The sequence below is a fragment of the Pedomonas sp. genome, assembly GCF_036515995.1.
Taxonomy (GTDB): Bacteria; Pseudomonadota; Alphaproteobacteria; order Sphingomonadales; family Sphingomonadaceae; genus Pedomonas.
The window spans coordinates 40,903-54,019 of record NZ_DATBUP010000258.1 but is presented as its reverse complement, the minus strand read 5'-3'; the positions used below and the strand labels follow the sequence as shown (position 1 = coordinate 54,019).

12 protein-coding genes and 1 pseudogene are annotated in these 13,117 nt (G+C 62.0%); all 13 read right to left on the bottom strand.

What is annotated here, in order from left to right; translation table 11 throughout:
• Positions 1–1,394, bottom strand: a 1,394-nt coding sequence (locus tag VIG90_RS18475; RefSeq protein ID WP_331594992.1) for an NADH-quinone oxidoreductase subunit M, incomplete at its 3' end; no start/stop codon positions are given.
• Positions 1,395–1,400: 6 nt separating this feature from the next.
• Complete coding sequence (gene nuoL / locus VIG90_RS18470; RefSeq protein ID WP_331594991.1) at positions 1,401–3,479, bottom strand: NADH-quinone oxidoreductase subunit L; 2,079 nt, start codon at positions 3,477–3,479, stop codon at positions 1,401–1,403.
• 14 nt (positions 3,480–3,493) lie between these two features.
• On the bottom strand, positions 3,494–3,799 hold the full coding sequence (gene nuoK / locus VIG90_RS18465) for an NADH-quinone oxidoreductase subunit NuoK (RefSeq protein ID WP_331594994.1): 306 nt from the start codon (positions 3,797–3,799) through the stop codon (positions 3,494–3,496).
• Between the two features lie 14 nt (positions 3,800–3,813).
• The gene (locus tag VIG90_RS18460) at positions 3,814–4,422 is read right to left on the bottom strand and encodes an NADH-quinone oxidoreductase subunit J (RefSeq protein WP_331594990.1); all 609 of its coding nucleotides are present in this window, start codon (positions 4,420–4,422) and stop codon (positions 3,814–3,816) included.
• A 120-nt stretch (positions 4,423–4,542) separates the two neighbouring features.
• The gene (gene nuoI, locus VIG90_RS18455; protein ID WP_331594989.1) at positions 4,543–5,028 is read right to left on the bottom strand and encodes an NADH-quinone oxidoreductase subunit NuoI; all 486 of its coding nucleotides are present in this window, start codon (positions 5,026–5,028) and stop codon (positions 4,543–4,545) included.
• A 13-nt stretch (positions 5,029–5,041) separates the two neighbouring features.
• Positions 5,042–6,088, bottom strand: a pseudogene (nuoH, locus tag VIG90_RS18450) (NADH-quinone oxidoreductase subunit NuoH).
• The gene (nuoG, locus tag VIG90_RS18445; protein ID WP_331594988.1) at positions 6,081–8,132 is read right to left on the bottom strand and encodes an NADH-quinone oxidoreductase subunit NuoG; all 2,052 of its coding nucleotides are present in this window, start codon (positions 8,130–8,132) and stop codon (positions 6,081–6,083) included. The pseudogene nuoH and the gene nuoG overlap by 8 nt, the downstream one beginning before the upstream one ends.
• 11 nt (positions 8,133–8,143) lie before the next feature.
• Complete coding sequence (gene nuoF, locus VIG90_RS18440; protein WP_331594987.1) at positions 8,144–9,433, bottom strand: NADH-quinone oxidoreductase subunit NuoF; 1,290 nt, start codon at positions 9,431–9,433, stop codon at positions 8,144–8,146.
• 138 nt (positions 9,434–9,571) lie between these two features.
• Positions 9,572–10,201: an NADH-quinone oxidoreductase subunit NuoE gene (gene nuoE / locus VIG90_RS18435; protein ID WP_331594986.1), complete on the bottom strand. Its 630-nt coding sequence runs from the start codon at positions 10,199–10,201 to the stop codon at positions 9,572–9,574.
• Positions 10,201–11,379 carry an NADH-quinone oxidoreductase subunit D gene (locus VIG90_RS18430; RefSeq protein WP_331594985.1) on the bottom strand — a complete coding sequence of 393 codons (1,179 nt, stop codon included), beginning with the start codon at positions 11,377–11,379 and terminating at the stop codon, positions 10,201–10,203. The genes nuoE and VIG90_RS18430 overlap by 1 nt, the downstream gene beginning before the upstream one ends.
• A gap of 3 nt (positions 11,380–11,382) precedes the next feature.
• On the bottom strand, positions 11,383–12,024 hold the full coding sequence (locus tag VIG90_RS18425; RefSeq protein ID WP_414695525.1) for an NADH-quinone oxidoreductase subunit C: 642 nt from the start codon (positions 12,022–12,024) through the stop codon (positions 11,383–11,385).
• Positions 12,021–12,536 carry a NuoB/complex I 20 kDa subunit family protein gene (locus tag VIG90_RS18420; protein ID WP_414695526.1) on the bottom strand — a complete coding sequence of 172 codons (516 nt, stop codon included), beginning with the start codon at positions 12,534–12,536 and terminating at the stop codon, positions 12,021–12,023. Before VIG90_RS18420 ends, VIG90_RS18425 begins: the two co-directional genes overlap by 4 nt.
• A gap of 41 nt (positions 12,537–12,577) precedes the next feature.
• The gene (locus VIG90_RS18415) at positions 12,578–12,955 is read right to left on the bottom strand and encodes an NADH-quinone oxidoreductase subunit A (RefSeq protein ID WP_331594983.1); all 378 of its coding nucleotides are present in this window, start codon (positions 12,953–12,955) and stop codon (positions 12,578–12,580) included.
• Positions 12,956–13,117: the final 162 nt, after the last annotated feature.

Here is a 13,117-nt window from a genome sequence, read left to right as displayed (position 1 = left end):
AACACCAGGGCCAGCAGCGGAGCGAAGATTGCGATCTCGCGCGGGCTGAGGTCGAGGATGTTCTTCAGGCTGTCCTTCACTAGTTCACCGAACACCACGCGGCGGTACAGCAGCAGCATGTAGGCAGCGCCCAGGATCACGCCGGTGGCCGTGATGAACGCAACCAGCGTGCTGGCCTGGTAAGCGCCCGTCATGATCAGGAATTCGCCGACGAATCCGCTCGTGCCCGGAAGGCCGATGGAGGCCATGACGAACACGAGGAACACCAGAGCATACTTCGGCATGCGGCTCACGAGGCCACCGTAAGCGGAGATCTCGCGGGTGTGCATGCGGTCATAGACCACGCCGACGCAGAGGAAGAGCGCGCCCGACACGATACCGTGCGAGAGCATCTGGAAGATCGAGCCTTCCAGACCCTGCTGGTTGAAGGCGAACAGGCCGACCGTCACGAAGCCCATGTGGGCAACGGACGAGTAGGCGATCAGCTTCTTCATGTCTTCCTGAACGATGGCGACGAGCGAGGTGTAGACGATCGCGATGACGCTGAGCGCGAACACCAGCCAGGCCAGTTCGTTGCTCGCTTCCGGAAACATCGGCAGCGAGAAGCGCAGGAAGCCGTAGCCGCCCATCTTCAGGAGAACACCGGCCAGAATGACCGAACCGGCGGTCGGCGCTTCCACGTGCGCATCCGGCAACCAGGTGTGCACCGGCCACATCGGCATCTTCACCGCGAACGAGGCGAAGAAGGCCAGCCACAGCCAGGTCTGGATGGACGGATCGAAGCCGTATTCCATCAGCTCGGGGATCGCGGTCGTGCCCGCCTGCCCTGCCATGTAGAGCATGGCCAGCAGCATGAACAGCGAACCCAGCAGGGTGTACAGGAAGAACTTGAAGCTGGCGTAGATGCGACGCTTACCGCCCCAGATACCGATGATGAGGTACATCGGGATCAGGCCGCCTTCGAAGAAGATGTAGAACATGAACATGTCCAGCGCCATGAACACGCCGAACATCAGCGTTTCCATGACGAGGAACGCGACCATGTACTCGGCCACGCGCTTCTCGATCGCCTGCCAGCTCGCCAGGATGCACAGCGGCATCAGGAAAGCGGTGAGGACGACCAGCAGCATGGAAATGCCGTCCACGCCGAAATGATAAGCGAAGTAGTCACCGAACAGCGGCACGTTCTCGACGAACTGGAAGTCAGCCGAGCTGGTGTCGAAGTTCAGCCACATCACCACCGACAGCGCAAAGGCCACCAGCGTGGTGATGAGGGCAGTCATGCGGGCGTTGCGGGCCCGTGCCGCTTCATCCCCGCCCGGAGCGAGCAGGATCCATGCGGCGCCGACGAGCGGCACCAGCATCATAGCCGATAGGATTGGAAAGCCGACCATGCCCCCTCACTCCGAAAACAGTTTGGGCAGGAACCAAGAAACTGCCGCGGCCACGCCAATGAGCATGGCGAATGCATAGGTGAACACATAACCGGTCTGGAGACGCCGGGACTTGACCGCAACGGTTGCAATAGCCGCCGAAATGCCGTCCGGACCCAGGCCGTCGATGATCTGGGCATCGCCCCGCTTCCAGAACACGCGGCCAAACCACAGCGACGGACGTACGATGACGAGGTCGTACAGCTCATCGAAGAACCACTTCCGGTACAGGAAGGTGTACAGGCCCTTGAACGTCTTGGTGAACGCCGCCGGGATGTGGGTGTTGATGATATAGCTGTTCAGAGCCAGCAGGAAGCCGATGACCATGGCGACGAACGGAGCCCAGGGAACCCAGGCCGGCATGACACCCGGCTCATGCATGTGATGCAGGATGTTGTCGCCAACCAGCGTAATCGCGCCGTTCCAGAACGTGTCGTACTCGTGGCCGATGAAGTATTCCTTGAACAGGAAACCCGAAGCTACGGCTCCGACCGCCAGGACAGCCAGCGGAACCAGCATGACAAGCGGGCTCTCGTGCGGCTTGTAACCGGCGGTGCCGGTCACCACGTGGCCTGCATCGCCATGGCCGATGTCGCGCTCTGACTCAACCGGGTGGTCGGTCTCGGCGGCATGACCGTGGTCGTCATGGCCATGGCCGTGATCGCCATGAACCGCATGCTGGATGTGCTCCGAACCAGCCCACCGCGGCTTGCCGTGGAAGGTCAGGAACGCCAGGCGCCAGGAATAGAAGCTGGTGAGCGTTGCAGCCAGCAGACCGCAAACGAAGGCGAACATGCCGAAGGATGTGCCGGAGGCATAGGCCGCCTCCAGAATGGCGTCCTTCGAGAAGTAGCCCGCCAGGTACGGGAAGCCCGTCAGCGCCAGGGTGCCGATGAGCATCATCGCCCAGGTGAACGGAATGGCCTTATACAGACCGCCGTAGTAGCGCATGTCCTGCTCGTGGTGCATCGAGTGGATGACCGAGCCCGCACCCAGGAACAGCAGCGCCTTGAAAAAGGCGTGCGTGAACAGGTGGAACATGGCCGCACCGTAGGCGCCAAGACCGAGCGCGAAGAACATGTAGCCCAGCTGCGAGCAGGTCGAGTAGGCGATCACGCGCTTGATGTCATTCTGGGTGGTGCCGATGGTGGCGGCGAACAGCGCGGTTGCCGCGCCGATGATCGTCACCACGTTCATGGCAAGCGGAGCCTGCTCAAACAGCGGCGAGCAGCGCGCCACCATGAACACGCCCGCGGTCACCATGGTTGCCGCGTGAATGAGCGCCGACACCGGGGTCGGGCCTTCCATCGCGTCCGGCAGCCAGGTGTGGAGACCCAGCTGGGCCGACTTGCCCATCGCGCCGACGAACAACAGGAGGCAGATCGTGGTCATGACGTCGACGTTGAAACCGAGGAACTCGAACGTCTTGCCGGCCTGCTCCGGAGCTGCACCGAAGATCGTGTTGAAGTCGATCGCGCCGAACACCATGAAGATGGCGAACATGCCGAGCATGAAGCCGAAGTCACCCACGCGGTTGACGACGAACGCCTTCATGGCCGCAGCGTTGGCGGACGGCTTCTTGTACCAGAAACCGATCAGCAGGTACGAGGCAAGGCCCACGCCTTCCCAGCCGAAGAACATCTGCACCAGGTTGTCCGCCGTCACGAGCATGAGCATCGCGAAGGTGAACAGCGACAGGTATGCGAAGAAGCGGGGCTGATGCGGATCTTCCGCCATGTAGCCCCACGAATAGAGGTGAACCAGAGCCGAAACGCTGGTGACAACCACGAGCATGACCGCCGTCAGGGTGTCGATCCGCAGCGCCCAGTCAAACTGAAGCGCACCGGAGCGGACCCATTCGAGGACAGTGATCGTCGTGGCGTTGCCGCCCAGAGCCACGTCAAAGAAGGCGACCCAGGACAGAGCACAGGAGACCGCGACTGCGCCGGTGGTGACGATCTGCGACGGGCGCAGACCGATCACACGGCCGAACAGTCCGGCAATGATAGCCGCCAGCAGCGGCAGGAAGACAATTGCCTGATACATCGACGAACCCCGGCTCAGCCCTTCATCATATTGATATCTTCAACCGCGATCGTGCCGCGGTTGCGGAAATATGCGACGAGAATGGCAAGACCAATGGCCGCCTCGGCAGCTGCCACCGTCAGAACGAACATGGTGAAGATCTGCCCCACCAGATCGCCGAGGAAGCTCGAGAAGGCGACCAGATTGATGTTCACCGACAAGAGAATGAGCTCGACCGACATCAGGATGATGATGACGTTCTTGCGGTTCACGAAGATGCCCAGGACGCCGATGACGAACAGGATCGCCGCGACGACCAGATAATGGCCTAGTCCTATGATCATGGGTCCCTCGCCTACTCGATGCCCTGGCCAGGCTGGCGCTTCACCAGCGCGACAGCATCCTGCGGACGGCGCATGTTCTGCCGGGTGATGTCCTGCTTGCGAACGCCCGCACGCTGGCGGTGGGTCAGCAGGATCGCACCGATCATCGCGACCAGCAGGATCACGCCGGCCGCCTGGAAGACGTACACGTAATCCGTATAGATCAGCGCGCCGAGCGCCTGGGTATTGCTAACCCCTTCCGGTGCCAGAGCGCGACGTGCGCCCTCGGCAGTGTCCGCCATGGTCCAGGCACCGCCGACAAGCACCAGCTCGATGAGCAGGATGCCCGCGACCAGCAGACCGATCGGCAGATAGGCCGCAAAGCCCTTGCGCAACTCCTCGAAGTCGATGTCGAGCATCATGACGACGAAGAGGAACAGCACCGCCACCGCGCCGACGTAAACGACCACGAGGATCATCGCCAGGAACTCGGCGCCCAGAAGGACGAACAGCCCTGCCGCGTTGAAGAATGCCAAGATCAGCCAGAGCACCGAGTGCACCGGGTTCTTGGCCGTGACCACCATCAGGCCGGATACGACCACGATGGCAGAGAACAGATAAAAGGCCAGCGCGTGAGCCACGAGCCTGAGGCCCCCTCTACTACGGTTCGTGGTGAGCCTGCCGAACCACGAACTCTGTTTCCGGTATCGTCCGCCCCGCGACAGGCTCCGAGGGCGGACCGACGATTACGTGACGCCCTGTTAACGGTAGGGCGCGTCCTGAGCAAGGTTTTGGGCGATCTCGCGTTCCCAGCGGTCACCGTTCGCGAGGAGACGTTCCTTGGTATAGAACAGTTCCTCGCGGGTTTCCGTGGAGAACTCGAAGTTCGGGCCCTCGACGATGGCATCCACCGGACAGGCTTCCTGACAGAAGCCGCAGTAGATGCACTTGGTCATGTCGATGTCGTACCGGGTGGTGCGGCGCGAGCCGTCCTCACGCGGTTCGGATTCGATGGTGATCGCCTGGGCGGGGCACACGGCCTCGCACAGCTTACAGGCAATGCACCGCTCCTCGCCGTTCGGATACCGACGCAGCGCATGCTCGCCACGGAAACGCGGGCTCAGCGGCCCCTTCTCGTGGGGGTAGTTGAGCGTCGCCTTTTCCTTGAACATGTACTTGAAGGTCAAGGCCATGCCCTTAACGAACTCCACGAGGAGCAGCTGCTTGGCAGCAAAAGCGAGTGACATCGTTATACTCCCGTCACTTCGGCAGGCTGTCGGTAAAGACCAGCGTACCGCTGACAATCACGACCCAGAACAGGCTGAGCGGCAGGAACACCTTCCAGCCCAGACGCATCAGCTGGTCGTAGCGATACCTCGGCACGGTCGCCTTTACCCACGCATAGACGAAGAAGAAGAAACAGATCTTCAGGATCAGCCACAGCCAACCCGGCACCCAGTACAGGAACGAAACCTCGAACGGAGGCAGCCAGCCACCGAAGAACATGATCGAGGTCATGGCGCACATCAGCAGGATGTTTGCGTACTCACCCAGGAAGAACAGCGCCATGGCCATGGATGAGTATTCGACCTGATAACCGGCCACCAGTTCCGCTTACGCCTCCGGAAGGTCGAACGGCGGGCGGTTGGTTTCCGCCAGAGCCGAGATGAAGAAGATCACGGCCATCGGAAACAGCAGCGGATGCAGCACGTACATATTGACGAAGCCAAGCACCGCGCCCTGCTGCGACTTCACGATGTCGTTCAGGTTCAGCGAGCCCGCCATCAGCAGCACGCAGACGATGACCAGACCGATCGAGACCTCGTAAGACACCATCTGTGCGGCAGACCGCAGACCGCCAAGGAACGGATACTTCGAGTTGGATGCCCAGCCCGACATGATGATTCCGTAAACGCCCAGCGATGAGATCGCGAACAGGTACAGCACGCCGACGTTGATATCGGCCAGCACCATTTCCGGCGAGAACGGGATCACCGCCCAGGCGATCAGCGCCAGGGTGAAGGTGATCATCGGGGCAATGATGAAGATTGCCTTGTTCGCGCCCGACGGAACGATGGTCTCCTTCAGGAACAGCTTGAGGCCGTCCGCGAAGGATTGCAGCACACCAAAAGGACCCACGACGTTCGGGCCGCGACGCAGCTGCATCGCCGCCCAGACCTTGCGGTCAACATAAACCGACATCGCCACTGCCAGCAGAAGCGGCAGAACGATCGCCAGAATCAGCAGCACGTGAGCGATCAGATAGCCGCCCGCCGTCCCCAGATATCCCTGAAACCACTCAACCATGGGTGCCTGTTGCCTGCGTTTGTTCGCCCAGGATCTCGCTTACGCACTGAGCCATGGTCTGGCTTGCGCGGGCGATCGGGTTGGTTTGATAGAAGTTGGTGACCGGCAGCGCAACCGGTGCGGAGGAAATGCCTCCGGCGACGCCGAATTCACCCCAGGCGGCCGGTGCAATGCCCAGTTCGCCCAGATGCGGAGCCACTTCGACCATCCGGTCGCGCAGCTGCGCCAGAGAGTCGTACGGCAGGCGCTGGTCCAGCACGTCGGACAGAGCGCGCAGGATCGTCCAGTCCTCGCGGGCATCGCCCGGCGGGAACACGGCGCGGCTGCCACGCTGTACCCGACCCTCGGTGTTCACCCAGGTACCGGACTTCTCGGTATAGGCTGCGCCCGGCAGGATCACGTCCGCATTGCGGACGCCCTCGTCGCCATGCGTGCCGATGTAAACGGTGAAGGTGTCCTTCAGGAAGCTGGTGTCGATCTCGTCGACGCCCGCCAGGAACATTGCCTTGATCGCCTTCGAGGCAACCTTCTCGCGGATGCCCTCGATGCCGCCCTCGGTCGTGAAACCGATGTCGAGCGCACCGACGCGGCCGGCTGCCGTGTGCAGCACGTTGAAGCCGTTCCAGCCGTCCTTCACGAAACCGAACTTGTCGGCGATCGAGCGGGCGGCGCTGAGCACGGCGGCGCTGTCGCCACGGGTCAGCGCTCCCATGCCGATGACGATCATCGGGCGCTGGGCCTTCTTCAGCACGTCGGTCAGCGGATGTGCACCCGAGGCGATGCCCTTCAGGATCGAGAGGTCGTCGCCCAGCTGTTCCACCGGATAGCCCAGCTCGGCCGCCGGACCGAGGTTATAGGCCCGGGCGCGGAACTTGCGCACCGCCTTGCGGATGCGGGTGTTGATCAGCGGGGCTTCCGTGCGCGGATTGGTGCCGATCATCAGAATGAAGTCAGCGGTCTCCGCACCGGAAATCAGGCTGTTGAACAGGTAGGACGAGCGAACCTTCGGATCGAGCGCTGCGCCATCAAGGCGGCACTCGACGTTGGTCGAACCCAGCTTGTTCAGCAGATCCTTCAGGGCAACGAGCGATTCAACCTCGACGAGATCACCGGCAAGACCGGCAATTTCATCGCCCGCCAGACCCGTCAGGCCGTTCTTGATCGCCAGGAACGCATCCTGCCAGCTGGCTTCTACCAGCTTGCCATTCACGCGCACCCACGGGCGGTCCAGACGACGGCGGATCAGGCCATCGACCGCGTAACGGGTCTTGTCGGAGATCCACTCCTCGTTCACGTCCTCGTTGAGGCGCGGCAGAACGCGCATCACCTCGTTGGCGCGGGCGTCAACGCGGATGCTGGAGCCGATGGCGTCCATCACGTCGATGGATTCGGTCTTGGACAGCTCCCACGGACGGGCCGAGAACGCATAGGGCTTGGAGGTCAGTGCACCGACCGGGCAGAGGTCGATCACGTTGGCCGACAGCTCGGAGGTCACGGCCTTTTCGAGGAAGGTCGTGATCTGCATGCTCTCGCCACGGTAGATCGCGCCGATCTCTTCCACGCCTGCAACTTCCTCGGCAAAGCGCACGCAGCGGGTGCAGTGAATGCACCGGGTCATCTGCGTCTTGATCAGCGGGCCCATGTACTTCTCAGTCACGGCGCGCTTGTTCTCGGCAAAACGGCTGTGGCCACGGCCGTAGGCCATGGCTTCGTCCTGCAGATCGCACTCGCCGCCCTGATCGCAAATCGGGCAGTCCAGCGGGTGGTTGATGAGGAGGAACTCCATCACCCCTTCCCGCGCCTTCTTCACCTTCGGCGTGTTGGTGTGGATCACCATGCCGTCGGCAGCCGGCATCGCGCAGGACGCGATCGGCTTGGGAGCCTTTTCCTGCTCCACCAGGCACATGCGGCAGCTGCCCGCGATGGACAGGCGCTCATGATAGCAGAACCGCGGGATTTCCTTGCCCGCAGTCTCGCAAGCCTGAAGCACCGTCGCGCCAGCGGGGACTTCGACTTCGATGCCGTCAACAGTCAGTTTGGGCATGGCTTACTCCGTTACTCCGCCGCCTGCAGAGCGGCGCGCCGGCTGGCGATGCGCTCCTCGATAATGGGTCGGAAGTTGCGAATGAGACCCTGAACCGGCCAGGCCGCCGCGTCGCCGAGGGCGCAGATGGTGTGGCCTTCGACCTGGGTCGAAACTTCATACAGCATGTCGATCTCGGCAGGATCGGCGTCGCCCTTCACCAGGCGCTCCATCACCCGCCACATCCAGCCGGTGCCTTCACGGCACGGCGTGCACTGGCCGCAGCTCTCGTGCTTGTAGAAGTAGCTGATGCGGCTGATCGCCTTGATCAGGTCGGTCGACTTGTCCATCACGATGATGGCCGCGGTACCGAGACCCGAGCGCAGCTCGCGCAGGGAGTCGAAATCCATCGGCGTGTCGATGATCTGCGAGGCCGGCAGCGCCGGAACCGAGGAACCGCCCGGAATGACCGCCAGCAGGTTGTCCCAGCCCCCGCGGATGCCGCCGCAGTGCTTCTCGATCAGTTCGCGGAACGTGATCGACATGCTCTCTTCCACCGTGCACGGGTTGTTCACGTGGCCGGAGATGCAGAACAGCTTGGTGCCGTGGTTGTTCGGGCGACCGAACGAGGTGAACCAGGTCGCGCCACGACGCAGAATCGTCGGGGTGACAGCAATCGATTCAACGTTGTTCACGGTCGTCGGGCAGCCAAACAGGCCGACGTTCGCCGGGAACGGCGGCTTCAGGCGCGGCTGGCCCTTCTTGCCTTCGATGGACTCGATCAGCGCCGTTTCTTCACCGCAGATGTAGGCGCCCGCGCCCCGGTGCAGATACACGTCGAAGTCGTAGCCCGAACCGCAGGCGTTATTGCCGATGAAGCCCTTGTCATAAGCCTGCTGGATGGCTGCATCCAGGCGGTTGGCTTCTTGGATGAACTCGCCCCGGATGTAGATGTAGGCAGCACGCGCCCGCATGGCGAAGCCAGCGATCAGCGCGCCCTCAATCAGCTTCTGCGGATCGTGGCGGATGATCTCGCGGTCCTTACATGTGCCCGGCTCGGACTCGTCCGCGTTGATGACGAGGTAGCTCGGACGGCCGTCCTTGCTCTCCTTCGGCATGAACGACCACTTCAGGCCGGTCGGGAAGCCCGCGCCGCCACGGCCGCGCAGGGCGGAATCCTTGATCTCCTGGATGATCGCGTCCTGGCCACGCTCAAGGATAGCCTTGGTGTTGTCCCAGTCGCCGCGCTTCATCGCGGAGTCGATATCCCAGCCCTCATAGCCGTAGAGGTTGGTGAAGATGCGGTCTTTATCCTGCAGCATGTTCCGCCACTTACCTTTGATTCCTCAACTGGCGACCTGCCAGTTCCCTCTCTTGAGGGAACCGGCCGACCGCCAGGAAGCCTGCATCCGAAGCCGACATGTCGGGCGTCCCGATCATCTTCCGGGCCGCCCCCACGCTCACGCCACCTTGTCCTTCAACGTGGTCGGGCCGCCAATGGGTGCCGAGAACTGGCGATCCACCTGCGGGCCCGGCTTCGGCGTTTCGCCGCGCGCCAGAGCTTCCAGAATGGCCTTGGTGGTGTCGTACGACAGATCTTCGTAATACTCGTCGTTGATCTGCATCATCGGCGCATTCACGCACGCACCCAGGCACTCGACCTCGGTCAGGGTGAACAGGCCATCGTTGGTGACCTTGCCCTTCTCCAGGCCCATATCCTTGCAGGCGCGGAACACGTCGTCAGATCCCCGCAGCCAGCACGGCGTGGTCCCACAGACCTGTACGTGGTGACGACCCACCGGGTTCAGGTTGTACATCGTGTAGAACGAGGCCACCTCGTACACGCGGATGTACGGCATACCGAGGTAGTCGGCCACGTACTCGATGACCGGAACCGGCAGCCAGGCACCGCCGCCATACTGCTGGGCAACCTGGCGCTGGGCCAGATCGAGCAGACGCATGACGGCCGACTGCTGGCGACCTTCCGGATACCGGGCGATCACGACCTTCGCGAACGCCTCGTTCTCCGGGGTCCACTTGAAATCACGGCCGAAGTTGGGATCGACCTTAACGGGTGCTGCGTCGGCCATTAGCGGTCCACCTCACCAAACACGATATCGAGAGAGCCGAGCACGGCCGGAGCATCCGCCAGCATGTGGCCCTTGCACAGGAAGTCCATGGCGGACAGGTGCGCAAAGCCCGATGCACGGATGTGGCAGCGGTACGGCTTGTTGGTACCGTCCGACACCAGATATACGCCGAACTCACCCTTCGGAGCTTCAACCGCCTGATACACTTCGCCCGCCGGAACGTGGAAGCCTTCGGTGTACAGCTTGAAGTGGTGAATGAGCGCTTCCATCGAACGCTTCATTTCACCACGACGCGGCGGAGCGACCTTCCGGTCGACCGAGAGTACCGGACCGGCCGGCATCTCGTTGAGGCACTGCCGGATGATCCGGAGGCTCTGCTTCATTTCCTCGAAGCGCAGAACGTAACGGTCGTAGCAGTCACCGTTGTGACCCACCACCACGTCGAAGTCCATGCGGTCATAGACGTCGTACGGCTGCGCCTTGCGCAGATCCCACGGGATGCCCGAACCGCGCAGCATCGGACCCGAGAAGCCCCACGCCATCGCGTCTTCCGCAGTGATTACGCCGATATCGACGTTGCGCTGCTTGAAGATACGGTTGTCGAGAAGAAGCGTCTCAAGATCGGCCAGAACCTTCGGGAAGGACTCGGTCCAGTCCCAGATGTCCTTGGCCAGCTCCGGGGTCATGTCCTGATGGACGCCGCCCGGGCGGAAATAGGCCGCGTGCATACGAGCGCCAGAGACGCGCTCATAGAACACCATGAGCTTCTCGCGCTCCTCGAAGCCCCACAGGATCGGCGTCAGCGCGCCCACGTCCATGGCGTGGGTGCAGACGTTCATCAGGTGGTTCTTGATGCGGGTAATTTCCGACCACAGCACGCGCAGGTACTGGCCGCGCAGCGGCACTTCCAGACCCAGCAGGCGCTCGATACCGAGCACGTAGGCGTGCTCCTGGCACATGGGCGACACGTAGTCGAGCCGGTCCATGTACGGCAAGGCCTGCAGGTAGGTCTTGTACTCCGCCAGCTTCTCCGTGCCGCGATGCAGCAGGCCGACGTGCGGGTCAACGCGCTCGATCACCTCGCCGTTCAACTCGATGACCAGGCGAAGCACGCCGTGGGCCGCCGGGTGCTGCGGACCGAAGTTGATGGTGTAATTCTGAATGTCGATGTCGGACATGGACTAGCCCTGCTTCTTTTCGGCGGCCTTTTCGTCGCCGGGCAGAATGTACTGTGCGCCTTCCCAGGGGCTCAGGAAGTCGAAGTTCCGGAAGTCCTGACGCAGATCGACCGGTTCGTAGATCACGCGCTTGTGCTCTTCCGAATACCGCACTTCCACATAGCCGGTCAGCGGGAAGTCCTTGCGCAGCGGGAAGCCCTGGAAGCCGTAGTCGGTCAGGATACGGCGCAGGTCCGGGTGCCCTTCGAACAGCACGCCGAACATGTCCCATACTTCGCGCTCGAACCAGTTGGCCGACGGGAACAGGCCCGTGGCGGAGGCCACCGGAGCGGCTTCATCCGTGGTCAGCTTCACCCGGATACGCAGGTTATGCTTGTACGACAGCAGGTGGTACACAACATCGAAACGTTCCGGGCGATCCGGGTAGTCTGCGCCGCAGACTTCCATGAGCGACTTGAACAGGAACGCAGGATCGTCACGCAGGATCTTGAGAACGTCGAGGATCGCCTCGCGCTTCACCAGCAGGGTCAGCTCGCCGCTTGCAATGACGGTTTCCAGCAGCGCCGTGCCCAGCTTCTCGACAGCAATCTGCGAGACTTCGGCCAGACGGCTCTCGGCCGGGGTCCAGGAAGTCAGAGCGGTCATCGTTCAATCGTCCCTTCCCGCCGGATTTTCTTCTGGAGCAGCAGAACGCCGTAGAGCAGCGCCTCTGCCGTCGGCGGACAGCCGGGAACGTAGATATCCACAGGCACGATGCGATCGCAGCCACGCACCACAGAATAGCTGTAGTGGTAATAGCCACCGCCGTTCGCGCACGAACCCATCGAGATCACGTAGCGCGGCTCGGACATCTGGTCGTAAACGCGACGCATGGCCGGAGCCATCTTGTTCGTCAGCGTACCGGCCACGATCATCACGTCGGAGTGACGCGGCGAAGCGCGCGGAGCCACACCAAACCGCTCCAGATCGTAGCGCGGCATGTTAGTGTGCATCATCTCGACCGCGCAGCAAGCGAGGCCGAAGGTCATCCACCACATCGATCCGGTACGTGCCCAGGCGATGAGATCCTCGGCCTTCGTCACCAGGAACCCCTTGTCGGTCAGTTCCTTGTTCAGATCGTTAAAGTACTGGTCATTCGGGTGCGGCGTCAGAGCCATGCCCGAAGACGGCATCGCGGTTGCGCTTGCCATGGGTTGATTTACTCCCATTCCAACGCCCCCTTCTTCCACTCATAGATGAAGCCGATGGTCAGGACCCCCAGGAAGCAGATCATCGACCAGAAACCGAAGATCCCGATCGTTCCCAGGCTGACTGCCCACGGGAACAGGAACGCCACCTCCAGATCGAAGATGATGAACAGGATCGACACCAGGTAGAAGCGCACGTCAAACTTGCGACGAGCATCCTCAAAGGCTTCGAAACCGCACTCGTAGGCGGCGAGCTTTTCCGGATCCGGCTTGGCGATACCGCCCAGTGAGCCCACCACCATCGGCAGGGCGACGAAGATACCGGAAAAGACAATGGCGATCCCGAGAAAGATCAGAATCGGCAAGTATGACAGCGCGACGTCAGGCATGAGACTCGTTACCTCCGCTCTTGGGGCACCGTTTAGCACCCACTGGTTTTCGCGCAAGGGGCTGTGGCCAAAAAGGTTCGATCCGGACCTGTTTCGGGCGCCAAAAAGGTTGCGAGTAATTATCAGTAGCGGAAAATTCGTTCGCAGCCCGAGGTTTAGTGG